This is a genomic window from Microcoleus sp. Pol7_A1 (genome assembly GCF_036701085.1).
GTDB lineage: Bacteria > Cyanobacteriota > Cyanobacteriia > Cyanobacteriales > Microcoleaceae > Microcoleus > Microcoleus asticus.
Genome location: NZ_JAUBQD010000026.1, coordinates 71,886 through 90,806, shown reverse-complemented (window position 1 = coordinate 90,806; position 18,921 = coordinate 71,886). Strand labels below are relative to the sequence as shown.

Genomic DNA, 18,921 nt, shown 5'->3' with positions numbered 1-18,921 from the left:
GCAATATTTACTGCGCCAAAGTAAGTCTGTCGCTCTTTCTCATTAACTATTGGCACTTCTACTCTTTCATTCTTCTTCCCCCAAACATAGCCACAAATATCTCCCCAAAGAAGATGGCATTCATCCTGAAAAAAAACTACCAATTCACCTAATTCGATTTCATTACGATGAGCTTCTAGCCATTGGGTCAATTCTTTGGTTTTTTTTTTGACCAGTTCAGGAGCTGTTTTAGGATTACGTTTTTGAGATTTTTTCCAGCTTAAGCCAGCAGCGTCAAAAATCTCATAGTAGCTCTGCTGAGAACTAAAAACTATCTGATACCGCTCTTCTATATAAGCTTTTAGTTCTCCTAAATTCCAATAATTCTTTTTTTGTAGCCAATCAATGATGGCAGCCCGTTCCTCAGATTTTAAATATCCCACAGAACCCTTATAAGCCAGCTTGAGAGCAGATAGACCTTGCATGGTAAATATCTGAGTCCATTTACTAATAAAGCCAGAACTCACTGATAAACTTTCCTGAATCTCTCGATGCTTATATCCTTTAAGCTGCATAGAGACGGTAATTGCTCGTTTCAACTCGCGGGGATCGGGATTAGATTGGATAAATTCCGTTAATTCTTCTAACATAGATAAATTATGTAGTGATTTTGGCTATTATCTCATAAATCATTTAGGATTGCTATAGTACCCGGCAAACTTAGAAAATAAATCGAATTCTAAACCGCTAGCTTTGACAGTTTCTATAGATTGAATGCCTGCAATTGCAGCACCGCCAACCTTACCTGTTTCCTGAGCTAGTCTGGTGTTAGCATCGACGCGGCTGCGGGATAAAGATTGCAGTGCCAAAAAGTTTAAGGCTGCAAAAACAGCGGCAACACTCGTCAGTACCCAGTCGTACATAACCATAATTATCGCATAGAAAATCATCATCACCGCGTCGATTACAGTTGCAGCAAGTTTCCCCGATAAAATTTCAGCAACCTTGTCATTAACTTGGCAGCGGCTGCTAATTTCACCTGCAAACCGCTGGGCGTAAAATCCCACAGGCAAGCGCAAAGTATGCCAGAGAAACTGTCCCGACATCGAAATAGAAAGCTTGTTTGCCAGCCGCCGCAAATAGAAAAGCCGCATCCGCGCTAGCAGCCCTTGGACGGCCGCCGCAAACAGCATTCCCAGTATTAAAGGTCGCAGCCACTCGTGACGGTTTTCTACGAGAATTTCATCTACAAAAATTTGGGTAAATGCCGCGCCAGCCAAACGGGGAACAGTCAGTAATAAACCAGCAATTAAACAAAATGCGATCGCCCAGCGGGAACTTTGCAATCTGGAATCTAAAGCACTGGCAATACTCGGTTTTTTTCCGCCCTTTTTAAACTCCGGCCCAGGCTCAAAAGTCAAAACAACGCCAGTGTAAGCAGACTTAAATTCTTCTAGAGAAACAGTCCTCGGCCCCGAGGCGGGGTCGTTGAGGTAAACGCGCTTTTTCTTGATACCCTCAACCACCAAAAAGTGATTGAAATTCCAAAAAACAATAAAAGACGGCGGTACAGTTTTCAATTCTTCGACAGTTTTTTTAAACCCTTTAGCATCTAAGCCGTAAATTCTGGCTGCTTTAAGGATATTAGAAGCTTTACTGCCATCGCGAGAAACGCCGCACTCGCTCCGCAATTCGGCTAAAGGTACCGGGTGTTCGGAGTAACTCAAAATAATTCCTAAAGCAGCAGCACCGCATTCTACTGCTTCCATTTGCAGCAGGGTGGGAGTGCGAACTCGCCTTAATTTGCGCGGCGTAAAAAACTTGTCAATCCAGGGAATTTTCATTGTTTATTAAGGGGTAATTAGTAAATGAACAAGACTTACGCACCGGGGCATAGAAACCGGGTTTTTTACGAAAATACTTCGTGAGGGCGAGCAGATTAGGTAAAAAACCCGGTTTCTGACTACCCATGCGTCAGTCCTGTTGTTAGTAAACTCCTGTCAAAGACCTAAAAATAGGAATCACGTAAGAAATCGGCGCTAACTGCCCGATTTGAACCCGAACTAGCGCAGTAGTACCGGGGGAAATCTTGAGAGGAGGCCCGTTCGAGGAAGACCATTTGTAACCGCTGATAGTGTTCGGATCTTCCTGCAATTCCACAAAAACTTGCACGGGAGCACCGCCACCAGCTATGTTTTTCGAGATGCTGTCAGCCAAATTTTCATTGCCGATAATTGCCGACATATCTTGATTAGTAACCGGAAAAGGAGAAACTTGCGTTATTTTGCCTACAATGCCGCCGTAGCGCTCTCGCTTGACGACGCTAGGGGTAACTTGTACAGTCATTCCAGGTTTAATTTGCTTGCCGTCTCTGTCAGCAAAATAGACAAGACTGACCATTTTTTCGCGAGCATTTTGAGATTCAACTGTCCCGATCCTTGTGCCGATGTTCAGCATTTGACCTGCAACGGCGCTAACTTCTAAAACGCGGCCGTCGTATTGGCTGGTAATTTTGCTGTCGGCGGTCAACTGATTCTGCAAGTGGGCAATCTTGCGTTTAACTTCCTGAATTTGATTTGTTTGGGCGATCGACTTCTCTAAATCTTGTTGAGCTAGTTTGACCGCTTGGGTTCCCATGTCTTTAATCTTAGTTTTGATTTCGTCAATTTTGTTCAGGTTTTGCAGGTACTCCCGTTCAGTGTTACTTTTCTGAACTTTAAGTTCTTGAAGATTGTTTTTAATTTCGTTAAGGCGGTTGAGATTTTGCAGGTACTCTCGTTCGGTATTGGTAGCTTCTACCTTGAGTTGCTGCCGGCTGTTTTTGAGGTCATCAATTTTATTGAGATTTTGCAGAAATTCGCGATCGCTATTAGTTTTCTGAACGTCGAGTTCCTTTAACTGCGTTTCAATATCCGCCAGTTGCGTCTGAGAGTCCGCGAATTCCTGTCTCGCTTGCAGCATTACATCCTCGCTAATCGCCCTCTCTTGTTCGTAAAGAACGCGGCGAGTTTCAAACCGCTGCTGTAAAGTTTCCACCAAAGAAGTGATGTGCTGCTTTCGCTGCAAAAGACTGTCCCGTTTTTTGGCGATCGCGGCCAGAGTTTGCTGCCGCAATATCGGTGCAACTTGTTCCCGCCGCAAACTTTCTTCCAAACTTTGGCGTTTTTCTGCTAATGCTGTCAGAGTTTGCTGCCGCAGTACCGGCGCAATTTGTTCGCGGCGTAAACTTTCTTCCAAACTTTGGCGTTTTTGCTCTAATGCAGCCATACTTTGCTGGTGCAGGATCGGTGCAACTGACTCCCTATTCAAGCTTTCTTGAAGGTCTTTTTGCTGCTGTTCTAAGGTTTTTAATTCCAGGGCAATCTGCTGTTTTTGCAGCTTATTAGTATCTTGTTTTTGCCCTTGCAGTTCAGCTAATTTCGCTTTTTCTTGCTCTAGCTGCTGCTTGAGGTCTAGTTTATCAATTCTACCGATTTCCTGACCCCGTTTGACAACATCTCCGGGCTTGATATTTAGCTTTACCAATTGACCGGAACTAGCAGCTTGAAATTGCACGACTCGGCGGGGCAGAAGCAACACGCCTTGACCGGAAACAGTCAGCGGAATTCGCCCGATCGCACTCCCAACCCCCGCAGCAGCAACTAAACAGCCAATTGCAGTTAGTGGCAGCCACGATCGAGGACTAACCACCTGCATCATTTGGTCGAGGCGTTCCGGTGAAGATAAGCGATCGATCGCTTCAGTAGTGAAAAGTTTGTTTTGTTTTACCTGCATCAGCTATTCCTTTCGAGAGTGCAATCGCGGCTGTAAGCAGGGGTGTATTTGAAGGGGAAATTCCTTGCAAGTCAATTGAGACCCAAACAATTTCCCAACAAACGTTCAAAGCTTCCGTGCAATTACTTGAATGTTCTCACTCCTGTTTGCAGCTTGCCTGTAAAATCACTGTACGACAATTAACTCCGGCAAGACCCTAACCAGCAGTAGAGTTTTCTGCTAATAAAAAAACCAGGTTACAGCAAGCTTTCAGACGGGGGAATGACCCGAACTTTCGGCTAGGTATCGCCCGCAACTACAAGCTGTACAACCTTCGATCGCCCCGAGTACATCGATAAAATTTAAAGTTCAGCCTTCTAGAAGCTATATCGATCGCATCATCATTCTCAAAAAAATAGCAATTATCTGAGTTCAAGTCAGATAATTGCGCTTTTTTAATTCCCCAACAGGGCAAACCCATCAGGAAGATGATTCTTGTGACAGTTCAAACTGCGAAATCCGCGCTTTAAACAAACTGACCCGTTCCGGTCGATCGCACGCGGCGAATTCCAATCACCGACGGCATCGGCGATCGGCGCCGATCGTTCTCAATATTGCTCGGCCACAAACTGCCGCGAGAAACACTGCGAGTTTGATTAAAAACAGCACCGTTTAAATCCAACATTTCAATTTGCCGACTGAGAACAGTACCATCATCGATCGGGCAATCTTCCCCAGGATGCTGCACCGAAAGCAACAGCGTATCCCCCACAAAAGTCGGTCCCGTCATTTCGCACCGATTCGGGCCGTAAGCAAACGGAATTACTGTTCCCGCATTCGGGCCGGAAGTCGGAATGTAAAACAGCCAATTGTTGCCGAAAACACCAGTAAACTCTGACACATTTCCAGTCTTCTTGTGGTCGATCGTCGCTTGTTTCGCCGCCGCACCGACATCAAAACCGTTGTGCGTGCTAGTAGACATATCAGTGACGCCCCAAATATTGCCTTGAGTGTCAAAATCCAAATTGTCTACACTAGCAAATCCCGCGCCAGAGACTGAACCCGCTTCTCCACCTTGGGCCAAACGCTGCCAGCGGAACGTCAAACCCCCACCGTCGGGACTGTCTTCAATTATTTTGTAAAGTCCTCCTGACTGCTGGGTGCTATTGAGTCCGGCAGTGTATTTAGCAACAGTAAAAATGCGAGAATCTGGATAGCCGTCGCTTCCCGGTGCGCCGTCAGTATAAGCAATAAAAACTTCCTTAGTAGTAGGATTGATTTCCAAATCTTCCGGCCGCGCCGTCGGGGTGCCACCAATCAAATTAGCAGCTAAAAAAGCATCAACTAAAACCGCACCTTGGCTGCTATAAAAATTAGCAAGAGTTTTATTTTTGTAGCCGGTAAGTGCTGTTGCTTCATTGGTTGTATCTACTACAAAAGAACCGCCGTCTTCGGTTTGACCTGCAATTCCGGCGCGTTTGGGCAAGCGAGTATTTGCATCTCTTTGAGCTTTGCCAAAACTTGCCAATTCGGCCTCGCCCACTTTTTGGGGACTCACCGGATTGGTTTGGGTATTTAATGTTAGTAGCAGCCACCTTCCGGCACCGTTGCGGTTGTATTGGGCGACGTACAAAACGCCGTCTTCAAATAACCGGCTGTTGGTTTTATCTGCGGGATTTGTGACAGTGCCGTTGCTGACAAATTTCCAGGTGTGTCCGCCGCGCCGATCGTCCCCCATGTACACTACTAATTTGCGACCTGCTTCGGCGCGAATCGCGACGTTTTCGTGGCGAAAGCGACCCAAAGAAGTGTGCTTCCGGGGGCGGAAATTCGGATCTTGGGGATCGACTTCTACCATCCAGCCGTATTTTTCGCCGACTAAGCCGAATTCCTCACCCGTAGTGCCCTTGGCGTAGCCGGTTTGGCCGCCGTTGGGTTTGATGTTTTCTTGAACTCCGACGAAGAATAGTTCGCTACCCTGGAAATTTTCTTCGGCGGAGAGGATTGTGCCCCAAGGGGTTGTGCCGCCGGAACAGTTGTAGGCTGTGCCGATGATGCGGTTTCCGAGTCCGTCGCTGTTGACTTGCGCGAAGACTTGGGTGGCTGCAGGGCCTGTGCCCGTGAGATAGTTATTGTCGCCTTGTCTGGTTCCCCAGGAAGTCACATCTTTGTATTTGTCGGTACGCTGGCTGTTGATTGCGAGGCCGGAAAGTCCGTGGATACGGCGGTTGAGGGAGTCGCGGGCGATCGCCCCAAAGCGTCCATCAGCTTGTTTGGTAATGCGGACGATCGAACCACCGAGATTGTACAGAAATTCGCCGAGGGTAGCCCGATTTTTTACCGATAAGTCTATACCGAGGACGGCGCGATCCGTTGCTGGAAATGATGCCACATCTGTCGGCGCTTCCGGTGCCAGTGTTGACATCGGGAAGGATACGTACTCGTGGTTAACCCAGAGATAACCGTCGTCAATGCTGCCACCAAGACCTACGAAGCCGGTATAGTCGTTGTTGTAGCCGAAATAGTCTGCCGGATCGGGGAAAACTCGATCGCCCCAGCGGAGAATCACGTACCGTTCGTATTCCGGCGGCACAACCACATCGTCAACAACGCTGTAGCTGGTTAATTTAGTATTCTGGGAGGCCGCCATCACGGTGCCCTGTCCGTTTAGGCCCGTCGGTATGAAGCTGGACAATTCTTGATAAACTGGCAGCGGGTGAGGAAGTCTTAACGGAGTGAAAGATAGCGGCCTGACAACAGCTTCTGCCGAGGTGGAATTGATGCCGAATAATGTTTTAGTTAGTTGAGGGGCAAGCACAGTGGTAGCTGCACTGCTACCGAAGAAAATTAACAGTTGTCGGCGAGTTATTTTAGACATAAATTCCTTATTCAACCCAACATCCCTAATCAAATGATTCCGTATGCCACTTTATCACTGTTAAATTAAGGGGAGTTAACCTGAAGGTTAATTAAAAGCACATTTTATTTGGGTTAATAATAAGTTAAATAGATTTCTTAGGGGTTATTTTTTAGCGGTTATTGGTTGTTTGTTGTTTGTTACCAATGCCCCATGCCCCCTGCCCGATTACCACTATTTCAATCATCTCGAAAACCCGGATCGTTTTGTCGGGATGCCGATCGGCTGGGCGCAGGTACGTTAATCACTTGCGAAAACCCAGAATTTGCGGGCGAAGTATTGCGGTCTCTGAATCCCAGCAGCAATTGAGCATCGGCAAAATATCTAGTCCACTGTTCGATTCTCGCATCTTTGTGCCAGTCGCGGCGGGATACTCTCGATCGCAAAACCGGAACTCTTTGTCGGCTGCGATCGGCTGTAATGATGATTGTAACTTCTGTTAATGCCGGATTTTCTTGAAACTCGCGGGCGATCGACTCTTTGGCTAAATCTTCCGCCTGCTGCATTAAACTCGCAAAAGATTGACTGCCGTTCGACTCTAGGGTAAGATAGCTTTCCTTAGTTTCTGCTAAAGATACTGATATACTTGCGGTAAAAATGACCGTTGCCAAAATCCAGGCTGAAAATAAGCGTCGGTGCAAACTCATTATTTTTTAACTAAATGCTGACATCTGTCAATCATAATCAATAAAAATTAACCTCAAATTAAGCTAGGATTAAAATAATATTTTGTATAATCAGATTTTGCCGAAAATAAGGCTTCTAGGCTAGATAACTAAACCCTTCTTTATTCTTCCTTCTTCCCTCTCCCCTCTTCCTTCTTCCCTCTTCTCTCTTCCTTCTTACCTCTTCTTTCTTCCTTCTTCCTTCTTCCTTCTTCCTTCTTCCTTCTTCCTTCAATGAAATTAACAAAATGCGCGATCGCCCTCGGTAGCAATTTAGGCGACTCCCTCGCCACACTCAAAAGCGCGATCGTAACCCTCAATAACACCCCAGAAATCGCAGTAAAATCCCATTCAAGCTGGTATCAAACTGCCCCCGTCGGGCCGCCGCAACCCGATTACATCAACGGCTGTGCAATCCTAGAAGTTGCACTAGAACCCGAACAATTGCTAGCAAATTTATTAGAAATTGAGAGAAAATTTAATCGAATTCGCCGAGAAAAATGGGGGCCGAGAACCCTCGACCTAGATTTGCTGCTGTACAACAATTTAATCCTAGAAACTCCGACACTGACTCTACCTCATCCCCGGATGACCGAAAGAGCTTTTGTATTAGTACCTTTAGCAGAAATTGCCCCGGATTGGGTGCATCCGGTGACGAAAAGTGCGATCGCCCAACTCCTGCAAACCGCAGAGTGTTCCGGAGTGCAAAAATTACCACTGTAAAAATTTAGCACAGTTCAGGGATCGTACCAGTTTTCCAAAAAATGCAACCGTAGGTAAGCTCGAAAAAGTGATAGTTATCAGTCATTCCCAATCTAAAATCTAAAATCTAAAATCTAAAATCCTATGAGATCGCCTATGATGTCTTAAATCAGTGCTCTCTAACATTATTCGCTTCTTGCTTATGTCGATCGGTCAAGAACTACCCCAACTCCTCAAACAGCGCCTATTTTACCAAGGGCGGAAATTTAACTTTGACGTAGCCACCCTCCGCCTTCCCAACGGTTCCGAAGGCGAGTGGGAATGTATTCGCCACCCGGGCGGAGCACTTGCAGTTCCCGTCACACCCGAAGGTAAACTCGTCTTGGTGCGACAATACCGCTTTGCCACAAAAGGGCGAATTTTAGAATTTCCCGCTGGTACGGTAGAAATTAATGAAAATCCCGCCGAAACTATTAAACGCGAAATCGAAGAAGAAACCGGATATCGCGCGGGAAAATGGCAGAACTTAGGGCAATTTTTTCTCGCCCCCGGTTATTCCGACGAAATCATTTATGCTTTTTTAGCCCAAGATTTGGAAAAACTGGAAAAGCCACCAGCACATGACGATGATGAAGACATGGAAACAGTTCTATTTACCCCTGAAGAATTAGAAAAAGCTATTTTAGCTGGGGAACCAATTGATGCAAAATCGATTTCTAGTTTTTTCTTGGCGCGTCCATTTTTGACTTAAATAGGACTGACGAAAAAAACCCGGTTTCTTATAATAATCGTGCATCAAACCGATAAATCTTAACTTAGAAACCGGGTTTTTGACCCCGCGTGTGTCCGGGACTGTAAAATCTAAAATCTAAAATCTAAAATCTAAAATCGAATGTCCGATCTAATTTTATTTTGGCACCGCCGCGACTTGCGTATTTCTGACAACATCGGACTAGCAGCAGCGCGCCAGCAAAGCCCTAAAGTTGTCGGGATTTTTTGTCTCGATCGCAATATCCTAAATCCGGATGACGTAGCGCCAGCCAGAGTCACCTACATGATGGGCTGCTTGCAAAAACTTCAGCAGCGTTACAGCGAAGCAGGCAGCCAATTACTGATAATTCAAGATGACCCGAGTCTAGGAATACCGAAATTAGCAACAGCGATAAATGCCAAAGCAGTATTTTGGAACTGGGATGTCGAACCCTACGCAAAACAGCGCGATCGTTCCGTATCAAGCGCCCTCCAACAAGCAGGAATTCAAGTTCAAAATTTTTGGGATCAAGTCCTGCACGCCCCAGATGAAATTCGCAGCGGTACAGGGACTCCCTACACAGTTTATACACCATTTTGGAAAAAATGGAACAGTAAACCCAAAGCCCAACCAGTAGAGACACTGCCAATAACTTATCTGGAATTAATGACCGGATTAACCGCAGAAGAACAAGAAATCGCTCACCAAGCAGGTGCAATTGAAACACTGCCAACTGCCTCTAGTTTAGGATTTATTTGGGAAAACCCATTAGTCATAGAACCTGGAGAAGATGCAGCGAAAAAAAAATTAGAAGAATTTTGCGAGATCGCAATTTACGAATATCAAGAACAGCGCAATTTCCCCGCAACTAACGGCACATCCCAACTCAGCGCCGCCCTCAAATTTGGTGCAATTGGCATCCGCACGGTTTGGCAAGCTACCCAGATAGTAATGGAAACTTGCCGCAGCGAAGAAGCGTGCACAAGCATCGGGACTTGGCAACAGGAAATAGCGTGGCGGGAATTTTACCAACACGCCATGTATAACTTCCCAGAACTAGCAGACGGCCCCTACCGTCCAGCATTCAAAGACTTTCCGTGGGAGAACGATGAAAAGCTTTTTCAAGCTTGGTGTCGGGGCAAAACTGGCTATCCTATTATTGACGCGGCAATGCGGCAGTTAAATCAGACAGGTTGGATGCACAATCGCTGCCGCATGATAGTCGCTAGCTTCCTCACCAAAGATTTAATTATTAACTGGCAGTGGGGTGAAAAATACTTCATGCAAAAATTGATAGACGGCGACCTTTCTGCTAACAACGGCGGCTGGCAGTGGAGCGCATCCAGCGGTATGGACTCGAAACCTTTGCGAATATTCAATCCCGCCAGTCAAGCTCAAAAATTTGACCCGGAAGGGGAATATATTCGGCACTGGGTTCCAGAATTGCGCCGAGTTGATACTAAACTTTTGCTAACAGGAAATCTTTCGCCTTTAGAACGCCGACTTCTTCCTTATCCCTCTCCAATCGTAGACCACAACGAGCAGCAGCGCAAGTTTAAGGAACTTTACAAGCAGCAAAAAAACGCAGATTAGACAGCTCGATTTTTGGCGAGAGTTACCAGTAAATTAAGTTGAGGGGGTGCTGTACACAATCAACTTAAAAGATGGTATCAGTTATAATAAACTTAAATAAATCGGAGGTTGAAATGGTAACGGTGCAATTAAGGCAAATCAGTGTACCCCCAGGACATAGAGTGCTGTTCAATGATGTCAACTGGCAGGAATTTGAAGCAATTTTAGAAGAGTTGGGAGAACACCGTGGCTCTAGAATAGCTTACAGTCAAGGAACTTTGGAGATTAGGATGCCACTACCAGAACATGAATTCAATAAGGAAATCATTGGCGATATGGTGAAAATATTACTCGAAGAACTTGAAATTGATCGAGAATGTTTTGGTTCGACGACTTTCAAGCGAAAAAGTATGTTACAAGGAATTGAACCTGACAACTGCTTTTACATTCAGAATTATGCTTTAATGATTGGTAAAAAGCGGATCGATTTAACTGTCGATCCGCCGCCTGACTTAGCAATTGAAGTCGATATAACTTCCCAAACTCAACTCGATGCTTGCGAAGCTTTGGGAGTACCTGAAATATGGCGCTATGAAAATAAAAAGCTTCAGATTAATGTGCTTCAAGATGGGAAATATGTTGAAGCTGAAATTAGTCCTACCTTTCCCAATCTGCCAATTATTGAAGCTATTTCTCAATATTGCGAACAAAGCCAAACAGCGGGCACGAGTCAAACTCTCAGATTGTTTCGCCAGTGGGTTAAAAACCAAATACAAAATTGATAGGAAATCCCTAGTTAACGCACTTGCTGTTAAAAAGCACGCTTCTTGACGATCGCAAAAAAGCCATTTTCTCACAGCAAGCGTCCTAATCTGGTTGTATGGTTAATTTCGCTTTTGGGAAATAGAAAGAGAGTAAGGGTGTTGACCTTGAGATCGATCGCCCACAAAAATAACATAAGTCCCCTTGTCCCCATAACCGGAAAATTCTACATTCCCCGCAGCAGAATTCGCCGGCAGGACGCAGAAACGCCCCCTCGGCCCCTGAATCATCAAACTCGGAGCTCCAGCGGTTTGTACTGCAATCCGCCAGTAAGGCAAATCCTGCGTTACTTCGATGACGTGGTTCGGTGCTTGGGACACAAAACCGCAGTCGCCGCTATTGTTCGGGCCGCCGGAAACTCCAGAAACTCCCAGCGGTTCGGGAAATCCCGGAGCAATTTGTAGCGGTTGGCTCCGAAGGGCACCGGCATCCGCTAAAATCATTGCCAAGGCTAGGGTCACGATCGGGCTAAACCACAGTTTGCCGCGATCGCAGGGATAGCATATCTTCATTTTTATCCTTATTTATCCGAAATTTATCCGAAGACAATGGCGGAAGGTTCTACTTCTTCTTTGACAGTAGAGGATAATTAGGGGTTCCGAACACGCTACTGTGACTCTTCTTAATGTGACCGCCCTAAAATGATTGACGTACAGCTAAACTAAGTCCAAGTTTTTTTTTATGAACTCTCAAAATAACTTCAATTGGCAGCAAGCGCTCGGAGAACTAAAAGCTAAACTAGAGCGATCGCCACTGATCGCACAAAATTCTGACAGCTATCAAGCCCTCGGAACCTTATACAATCAATTACTGGATAAGTTTCAAAGACTCCCCAAACCCGGGCAGGTGGCAGCCTTTGCCGTCGGAGCGATAATTGTCCTGACAGTCTTCAATAGCGTCGTACAGCTAATTTCAGCGCTGATGACTCTTGCCGTTCTCGGAGTGCTAATCTACATAGCGTATAAATTGGCAATTTCCCCCCAGTCCTCAAATACTAACGACAAATAATAGGAATTTCTAAATATGGCTAGCCCCACCGCGCCCAGCGGCATCAATCAACCCGATCCGTCTTGGCAAAGACAATCCAAGCAAATGCCACTGCTGGTTCGCAGGTGCGGCGCTTGGGCCGTGGAAATTTCGTTAATTGCGGCCAGCGCCCTCGTTCCCTTCAGTATCGGGGCATTGGTCAACCAGGAATCTCAAAGTGTGCCGCTCAATCCCTCAGTAGCAGCAGCATCCGAAACAGTCGCCCGTACTTTGGGCATACCGGTGCGCGATCGCAACCCCAGAGTCGCACCCCTAACTAATCTATTCTGGTCGGGGGCGCTGCTGGCACCGGCAGTTTTAGCGGGGTGGCAACTGTTTTTGCTCGCCAGAACCGGTCAAACTCTCCCCAAACGCTGGTTCGGCGTCAAAGTTGTCACAGCGTCGGGTACTCCTCCGGGTTTTGGGCAAGTGCTAATTCGCGAAACTTTAGGGCGCTGGGGAGTGCCTCTGGGCGTCGCTTACGGCATTTGGCGCTTGACGGGTGCGTTTCCAGATTTGCTGATTTTAGGGGGGCTGAGCAGCTTGGCAGTGCTCGCAGACGGCGCGGTTGCGTGGCGTTACAAACGGCAAGCGGGACACGATCGCCTCGCGAATACTTTGGTCGTCAACGCTCGATCGAATGAACTGTCTGCCAATCCTGTCAATAGTCCAGATTGGACTGAGGAAGACGCGCAGATTGCGGCTTTGGTTGTGACTCCGCAAACTGGCCTGAAAGCAAATGCCAGTTTGTGGAATTGGATGCGCCAACACCCAGGCACAACTTTAGTGATAGTTACCATCGGCAGCGCCGGATTGATTTTAACTTTGTTTGTCGGCACTCTCATCTACACTCAAAGTCAAGCAAATATGCGGGATTCGCGGCAGCGGAACGACGAATTATTTGTAGCTTTAGTCAGCAAATTGTCTCCCACATCGGCTAGCGGGGCATCGGGCAGGCGATCGGCAATTTTGGCTTTGGGGGCGGTGGAAGACTCCCGCGCCGTACCCCTGCTAGCGGATTTGCTGGCTCAAGAAGACAACCGCGCCATGCTGGACGCGATCCAGCAAGCTTTAGTCAGTAGCGGGCCGAAAGCTTTGCCTGACTTGCAGCGGTTGAACCAGGCCCTCAGCAACGACCTCGATTCCCTGCGCTTTGGCGGCAAGGCCCCAGAACGCGAGTTAGCGGCGGCCCGCCAGCGAACAGTACAAAGGGCGATCGGCAAAATTCTCACAGTGTATAGCAGCCAGCTCAACGGCGCGGATCTGAGCCGCACGGATTTAGCTCAAAGTCCCGCAGGCCCGTCTCAGTTTACTTTAGTTTTAAACAAAGTTGACTTGTCGGGAATTAAGTTGAGAAATACCAATTTAACCAATGCCAGTTTTCAGGGATCTCGCTTTTACGGCACAGGCGAAGACAGGCGTCCGGCTACATTTGACGATTGGGTTTCTGACTTGAGCGGCGCTAATTTGGAAGGAGTAAATTTGACCGGGGCGTCTTTGAACAGTGCTGTAATGAACCGGACTACTTTTGTGCGCGCTGTCCTGAACAAAGCTAATTTGTCAAGTGGCAATTTGAACTCAGCTAATTTCAGCAGTGCTATTTTAATTGGAGCAAATTTGCAGCAAGCACAGTTAAAAAATGCAATTTTTACTGGTGCAGATATAGGAAGCGCGAATTTGTCTGGAGCGGATTTGTCAGGTGCACGTTTGGGCAAAGTGAAGGCTCAAGGCGCTCAGTTGTCCTTGACAAACTTGTCTAAATCGGAATGGCAAGGTGCTGATTTGTCCGGTGCTGATTTGAGTGGCGCGAACTTACAAAATGCCGATTTGAGTTCGACTAAACTCGCCAACGTGAATTTAAGAGATGCTCGGTTGCAAGATGCGAATTTTCGGAATGCGGAGGTGAGTTCGGTTGATTTTAGGGGCGCGAATTTAGCGGGAGCGAATTTTAAAGGCGCTGTGTTTCTGGGGAAGGCAGCTTCGGAGCAATTTATTCAAAGTCCGACCGGGAGTAAATCGGGTCGATTCCTAGGAGTTGATTTTGCTGAGGCTAAGAATTTAGATAAAAGTCAAATTGCTTACATTTGTTTGCAGGGGGGGATTCATCCGAAGTGCCCGCAGAAGAAGTAAGGATTGGTTGTTAGCGAGTAGGGTAATACAGTCGATCGAAGAACAGGTCGGGTAATTATGAGCGTTAAGCGAATCATTTATCTCATCCTATAAATTCTGGGGCTTGTGCTGCCTGGGTACTATAACTTGCCGTTTTTTAGCAATGCTGGCTTGCTTGACTTTGTAAACGAGAGTTCGGCTAATCTTGCTGCGAAATCGGTAAGTTTAGATTTGTCGATCGCAACTGTAGCAGGAAGCACTTGGATGTACGCTGAGTCAAAACGATTGGATATAAGTTTTGTAGGGGTGTACGTACTTCTGGGTGTGCTTGTTTCGTTTTCATGTGCTTTCCCGCTTTTCTTGTTTGTGCGGGAAAGCAAGCTGGAAAAATCAAGCGAAGTCTCAAGTTGAAAAGTTGTTTAACAGGTTAGTGCCGCGCAGCACAATAATTCAGTGCAGGCGATCGAGGTATTGTACAATTTCCGGTAAAATCACCGTTATAGGTTTGTAGTGACGACGGAAGTCCTCAGAATTTGATCGGGATTAAATTCGTCATTACAAACCAACGTGATTGTTGTCGTTTTAGGGGACATAATATTAATAGCAATTTTACTCATTTCTTGCTAAAAACTGTTGTGTTGAGTTTCGTTCCCCGGCGGGCAAAACCTACTATTTTATTGTTTATTGAAATTGATATTACGCAATAGCATCCGAACTGGCAAGAGTCTCGAATTGCGCCAATAGCATTGCATCACCATTATTTGGAGTTCCAAAAATTTTAGGTAACTGGCCTGTTTCAGCGAGAACTTGTCTCACTTCTCGGTTAGATACATCGGCTAGATTTTTGTTATTTAGAATGGCATTAACCGCAGCGATACCAACACCTTGACCAACTGCGGCGTTGAATTCCACAATTCTGCCGACAGAACAGGCAAACCCTTCAAATCCAGAACAGGGACTGACCACTGCCAGGTTAGGAACGTTTTTAATTAATGCGTGGCGGATGCCAACATTAAAGATAGGGTGTTGAAAACTCAGACTTTTAAACCATCCTAGACCATTTGCTTTGTCGCGAATACCCTGGATGCCTCCGCGTACATCAAAATGATAGCTAAATGTTGCCAGCGCTTCATTAGCAGGTACGCCACCTAACAGCATTTGTGCGCCAGTTAAAGGTTCTACAACTCCCGTCACATTGCCCGCGTGTCTGATATAAAGCTCTGAGGCATAAGTAACAGAAGTAGCGCCCAAACTCTTCAGCCAAGTTGTAATAAATAACATCTCTCTTTGCATATTAGCCGTGGGTTTGCTCCCGCTTCTAGCTAAGGCTTCCGCTTCGCTGGCGGTGACTGCGAATAAAAGTGCATTCCACGAAAGTCTTTCATTGGGAAGTATTGCTATATTTCCTTCATCTAAAATTATGCCAGTTTCAGAAAAAGATAGTTTTCTTCCTCTAAAGGAGTGGTAAGCTACAGACAGAGCAGGCGAGCGAACATCGATGTAATCGTTACCCGCCCACAGAGTTTTGAGATTGCCTTTAGTGTCCCTCATTTCCCGCCGGAGTTCTTCTGCTAGTTTGGCATCCTTGTCGGCAGCGTACAGCAAAAATTTTTGACTCTCTGCATCGGCCAGGTTGGTAAAGCGTTTTAGATAAATATAATCGAATTCTTTCAGTGCTCTTGCACTGAGTCCTTGAGTTTCAAAAACGAGGGTGACTGGAAGTTCTGAATTAGGCAGACCAAATGTTTCAAATCCCTTCAACTTTCTCACACCAGCAGCTTGAGCTAATTCGGCATTGACAGTGGCATCAATAAATTGCTTGCCGGCATAAACTACGCCTTGAGAGGTGGTTATACTGGCAATTTTTTGGCCTGCTTTAGTGACTGATTTAATTTCTACTTTGCTGAGGAGATCTGCCCCAGCTTGTACCAGCATTTCTTTCAGCGCTGCACTGGCTTTGCGGGGGTCAAGTGCAATTGCCTTAACGCCGGATTTTTGTAAGAATTCTTTATAGATTGTCGCCGGTGAACCAAAGATATCTAACTTTAAAGATTGTTGAAGTTCTTCACTAATCTGACTTCTATCTAAATAAGCAAGACCGCCTCTTACCAAATGTCCGCCAATTCCTTCTTGCAAGCTTGCTTTCGACATCAGTAGAATTCGCGGATAACGCTTTGTTCGGCGAAGATATTCTCTGGAGGCAGAGATAACAGCTAGAACTCCTGGAACTTCATCACCAAAACAAATGACATCGTAAGAACGCAGATCCATGACCATTATTTAATAACCTCTCCTGATTTTCATCTTTTCGAGCTGGATCTCAATGTTTGCCGTCCAACTCTCTGTTTTTCCCAAATCTAGCTCGATCTTTCCTGATTTTTGCGATAAATATTCACACATTTCTGGACGCAGAAACCGGGTTTTTTCCAGAAAATCCTCCGTTGAGGACGATCGATCTCGGTTTAAAAACCCGGTTTTTAAGCGTCCAGAGTCCGTCAGTCTGGTGCTCTTGATTGCCATCAGGTCAGATTATCAGGATCTATCCCCAACTCCCGCAATCGCTGAGCTAGTCGATCGGCGCGCTGGGCTGATTCTTTAACCTGTTCTTCAGGAGTCAGATAGCGTTTGCCATCGGCATCATACCAATACAACCACTCTCTTGTCACCCCAGAATAATTTCCCCTTTCACAACCAATCCCCAAACCAATTTCTGGCATCCAAACTGGATGTCCTGGCTGTAATTCATACTTCCCATTGACTAACTTATGTACTTCCAAACGGGGTTTACGGCGACGGCGGGAAGAATAAATGACGTAATAAAGTACGCCTAAAGCTTGATATTCCTCCAACTTTGTGCTGTATTCCTTGCGATAAGTTGGGGAAACTACTTCCAGCACAAAAGTCGGCAAAACATTTTCATCCCACAGCACGTAACTGGGACGCAATTCTTCATCATAAAACCTTTCTACACCTAAACTCAAGAAAGCATCTGGCACAATGGCAGGTTTATCAGGGTGATAATAGATACCCATATCTATTCCAAAAAACCAATCCATGCGCTCTGACCAAAGTATCAGCAAGATTGCTTTTAGCAATCCCGGTATTAGTTCTTGCAGTTCGTTATCCACAGGTGTTTCATCTGAGTCTGGTAGTTCATCGGCGGAGGGCAAGTTCCTCGGCAAGTTGTACTGTAACATTGCGGCTTTCCTCAAAACTCACTAATATTATACCGTTGATTTGTTTGGCAATAGTATTTATTGAACGAACCGCCAAGACGCGAAGGAAGAGAAGAGAAGATGATAGGTAATTTTGACTTAGTTAATCTGAAGTAATTTTTGTAAAAGATTTGCTGAGACTTACGCGATCGACTATACTAAGGCTAACGATTCGGTTCTAATGGGGAGCAGCCATTAGAGGAAACGGGGAAAGTTCGGTGCAAGTCCGGCGCTGTCCCGCAACTGTAATGAAAGTGATGTCGCTTTCTGAGTCAGGATGCCCGCCGATGTGTTAATTTACATTGTCTCATCTGCGAGGTTCAGCGTGAAGACCAGAAATCGGAAATGGGTCAGCTTGGGATTGATGGCTGGCTTGAGTTGTTATATTGTCCTGGCCTCGGCAACGCCCGCCGCAGCTATGCACATTTCGGAAGGTTTTTTACCGGTGCAATGGGCGGCATTTTGGTGGATGGTGGCGTTGCCTTTTTTTGCAGTAGGTTTGCGCTCAATTACTCGCATTACAAAAGAACACCCAGAACTTAAACTATTGCTAGCTTTAGCCGGTGCGTTTACTTTTGTACTTTCTGCTTTAAAAATTCCCTCGGTAACGGGCAGTTGTTCTCACCCCACGGGTACGGGTTTGGGTGCAATTTTGTTCGGCCCTTCGGTGATGGCGGTACTCGGTGCTTTAGTGCTGCTTTTTCAAACGTTACTGTTAGCGCATGGTGGGTTGACAACGCTGGGAGCGAATATGTTTTCGATGGCGATTGTCGGCCCTTTCGCTGCCTATTTTATCTATCAATTGCTGTTGCGAACTGGTAGCCAGCGGGCGGCAATTTTTTGTGCGGCGGCTTTGGCAGATTTGCTGACTTATGTGACGACTTCGATTCAATTAGCATTAGCTTTTCCCGCAGCAAGCGGCGGTTTTATGGCTTCGTTTATCAAGTTTGCTGGCATCTTTGCTATCACTCAAGTACCCCTGGCTATTAGTGAGGGATTGCTGACTGTATTAGTGTGGAATTGGCTGCATTCTTACGGGAAGCCGGAGTTGGAAACTTTGAAATTATTGAGACAGGAGTCATAAGCAGTGAATCAAAAACCTACAAAAAATCACCAATCCATTTCGCGGCAAAATTGGCTGTTGGCTGGCGCGGTGATGTTTTTGGCAGCGTTTCCTCTCGTTTTTGTGCGAGGTGAATATGGCGGTGCCGATGACCAAGCTAAGAAAGCAATTACGGAAATTCAACCGGATTATAAACCTTGGTTTAATCACTTGTTTGAGCCGGCTAGCGGAGAAATTTCAAGTCTATTGTTTGCGTCTCAAGCGGCAATCGGGGCTGGCGTAGTTGGGTACGTCATTGGGCTGTATAAGGGGCGATCGCAGCGACAAAAATCTGATGATGAATAGCC

Annotated in this window: 18 protein-coding genes and 1 riboswitch; of the genes, 9 read left to right on the top strand and 9 right to left on the bottom strand. The window is 46.1% G+C overall.

What is annotated here, in order from left to right:
• The 6 genes from QUA20_RS16430 to QUA20_RS16405 all read right to left on the bottom strand — a co-directional run.
• On the bottom strand, positions 1–629 hold a 629-nt coding region (locus QUA20_RS16430; protein WP_333189934.1), incomplete at its 3' end, for a winged helix-turn-helix domain-containing protein.
• A 39-nt stretch (positions 630–668) separates the two neighbouring features.
• Positions 669–1,823, bottom strand: a complete 1,155-nt coding sequence (locus QUA20_RS16425; protein WP_333189932.1) for a cysteine peptidase family C39 domain-containing protein — start codon at positions 1,821–1,823, stop codon at positions 669–671.
• Between the two features lie 142 nt (positions 1,824–1,965).
• Positions 1,966–3,753 (bottom strand): NHLP bacteriocin system secretion protein, encoded by a 1,788-nt coding sequence (locus tag QUA20_RS16420; protein ID WP_333189930.1) that lies wholly within the window; start codon positions 3,751–3,753, stop codon positions 1,966–1,968.
• 505 nt (positions 3,754–4,258) lie between these two features.
• Complete coding sequence (locus tag QUA20_RS16415) at positions 4,259–6,610, bottom strand: PhoX family phosphatase (protein ID WP_333189929.1); 2,352 nt, start codon at positions 6,608–6,610, stop codon at positions 4,259–4,261.
• 218 nt (positions 6,611–6,828) lie between these two features.
• Positions 6,829–7,296: a hypothetical protein gene (locus QUA20_RS16410; RefSeq protein WP_333189928.1), complete on the bottom strand. Its 468-nt coding sequence runs from the start codon at positions 7,294–7,296 to the stop codon at positions 6,829–6,831.
• A 115-nt stretch (positions 7,297–7,411) separates the two neighbouring features.
• On the bottom strand, positions 7,412–7,561 hold the full coding sequence (locus tag QUA20_RS16405; RefSeq protein WP_333189926.1) for a hypothetical protein: 150 nt from the start codon (positions 7,559–7,561) through the stop codon (positions 7,412–7,414).
• Here QUA20_RS16405 and folK point away from each other — a divergent pair.
• The 4 genes from folK (at position 7,549) to QUA20_RS16385 (ending at position 11,121) form a co-directional block, all read left to right on the top strand.
• A complete protein-coding gene (folK, locus tag QUA20_RS16400) occupies positions 7,549–8,037 on the top strand; it encodes a 2-amino-4-hydroxy-6-hydroxymethyldihydropteridine diphosphokinase (protein WP_333189923.1) in 489 nt (162 codons plus the stop codon). The two genes, QUA20_RS16405 and folK, sit on opposite strands and share 13 nt — an antisense overlap.
• A 181-nt stretch (positions 8,038–8,218) precedes the next feature.
• The gene (locus QUA20_RS16395) at positions 8,219–8,767 is read left to right on the top strand and encodes an NUDIX hydrolase (RefSeq protein WP_172186119.1); all 549 of its coding nucleotides are present in this window, start codon (positions 8,219–8,221) and stop codon (positions 8,765–8,767) included.
• A 141-nt stretch (positions 8,768–8,908) separates the two neighbouring features.
• Positions 8,909–10,360, top strand: a complete 1,452-nt coding sequence (locus QUA20_RS16390) for an FAD-binding domain-containing protein (RefSeq protein WP_333189921.1) — start codon at positions 8,909–8,911, stop codon at positions 10,358–10,360.
• Between the two features lie 71 nt (positions 10,361–10,431).
• Positions 10,432–11,121, top strand: coding sequence for a Uma2 family endonuclease (locus QUA20_RS16385; RefSeq protein ID WP_333189919.1), 690 nt, complete (start codon positions 10,432–10,434; stop codon positions 11,119–11,121).
• 102 nt (positions 11,122–11,223) lie between these two features.
• Here QUA20_RS16385 and QUA20_RS16380 read toward each other — a convergent pair whose 3' ends face one another.
• Entirely contained in the window at positions 11,224–11,673 is a 450-nt protein-coding gene (locus QUA20_RS16380; RefSeq protein WP_333189918.1) for a hypothetical protein, read from the bottom strand.
• 169 nt (positions 11,674–11,842) lie between these two features.
• Between QUA20_RS16380 and QUA20_RS16375 the strand changes: the two genes are divergently transcribed.
• The 3 genes from QUA20_RS16375 to QUA20_RS16365 all read left to right on the top strand — a co-directional run bounded on the left by QUA20_RS16375 (position 11,843) and on the right by QUA20_RS16365 (position 14,707).
• A complete protein-coding gene (locus tag QUA20_RS16375) occupies positions 11,843–12,169 on the top strand; it encodes a hypothetical protein (protein ID WP_333189916.1) in 327 nt (108 codons plus the stop codon).
• Between the two features lie 15 nt (positions 12,170–12,184).
• Positions 12,185–14,317, top strand: a complete 2,133-nt coding sequence (locus QUA20_RS16370) for a pentapeptide repeat-containing protein (protein ID WP_333189914.1) — start codon at positions 12,185–12,187, stop codon at positions 14,315–14,317.
• A gap of 105 nt (positions 14,318–14,422) precedes the next feature.
• A complete protein-coding gene (locus tag QUA20_RS16365; protein WP_333189912.1) occupies positions 14,423–14,707 on the top strand; it encodes a DUF2834 domain-containing protein in 285 nt (94 codons plus the stop codon).
• Between the two features lie 285 nt (positions 14,708–14,992).
• Here QUA20_RS16365 and QUA20_RS16360 read toward each other — a convergent pair whose 3' ends face one another.
• Positions 14,993–16,573, bottom strand: a complete 1,581-nt coding sequence (locus tag QUA20_RS16360) for an FAD-dependent oxidoreductase (RefSeq protein ID WP_333189911.1) — start codon at positions 16,571–16,573, stop codon at positions 14,993–14,995.
• Between the two features lie 242 nt (positions 16,574–16,815).
• The gene (locus tag QUA20_RS16355) at positions 16,816–17,493 is read right to left on the bottom strand and encodes a Uma2 family endonuclease (RefSeq protein ID WP_333189909.1); all 678 of its coding nucleotides are present in this window, start codon (positions 17,491–17,493) and stop codon (positions 16,816–16,818) included.
• A 174-nt stretch (positions 17,494–17,667) separates the two neighbouring features.
• Positions 17,668–17,814, top strand: a riboswitch (cobalamin riboswitch).
• 61 nt (positions 17,815–17,875) lie between these two features.
• On the opposite strand from QUA20_RS16355, the gene QUA20_RS16350 reads away from it, so the two are divergent.
• Both QUA20_RS16350 and QUA20_RS16345 read left to right on the top strand, forming a co-directional pair.
• Positions 17,876–18,595: an energy-coupling factor ABC transporter permease gene (locus QUA20_RS16350; protein WP_333189938.1), complete on the top strand. Its 720-nt coding sequence runs from the start codon at positions 17,876–17,878 to the stop codon at positions 18,593–18,595.
• Between the two features lie 3 nt (positions 18,596–18,598).
• Positions 18,599–18,919 carry an energy-coupling factor ABC transporter substrate-binding protein gene (locus QUA20_RS16345; RefSeq protein ID WP_333189908.1) on the top strand — a complete coding sequence of 107 codons (321 nt, stop codon included), beginning with the start codon at positions 18,599–18,601 and terminating at the stop codon, positions 18,917–18,919.
• Positions 18,920–18,921: the final 2 nt, after the last annotated feature.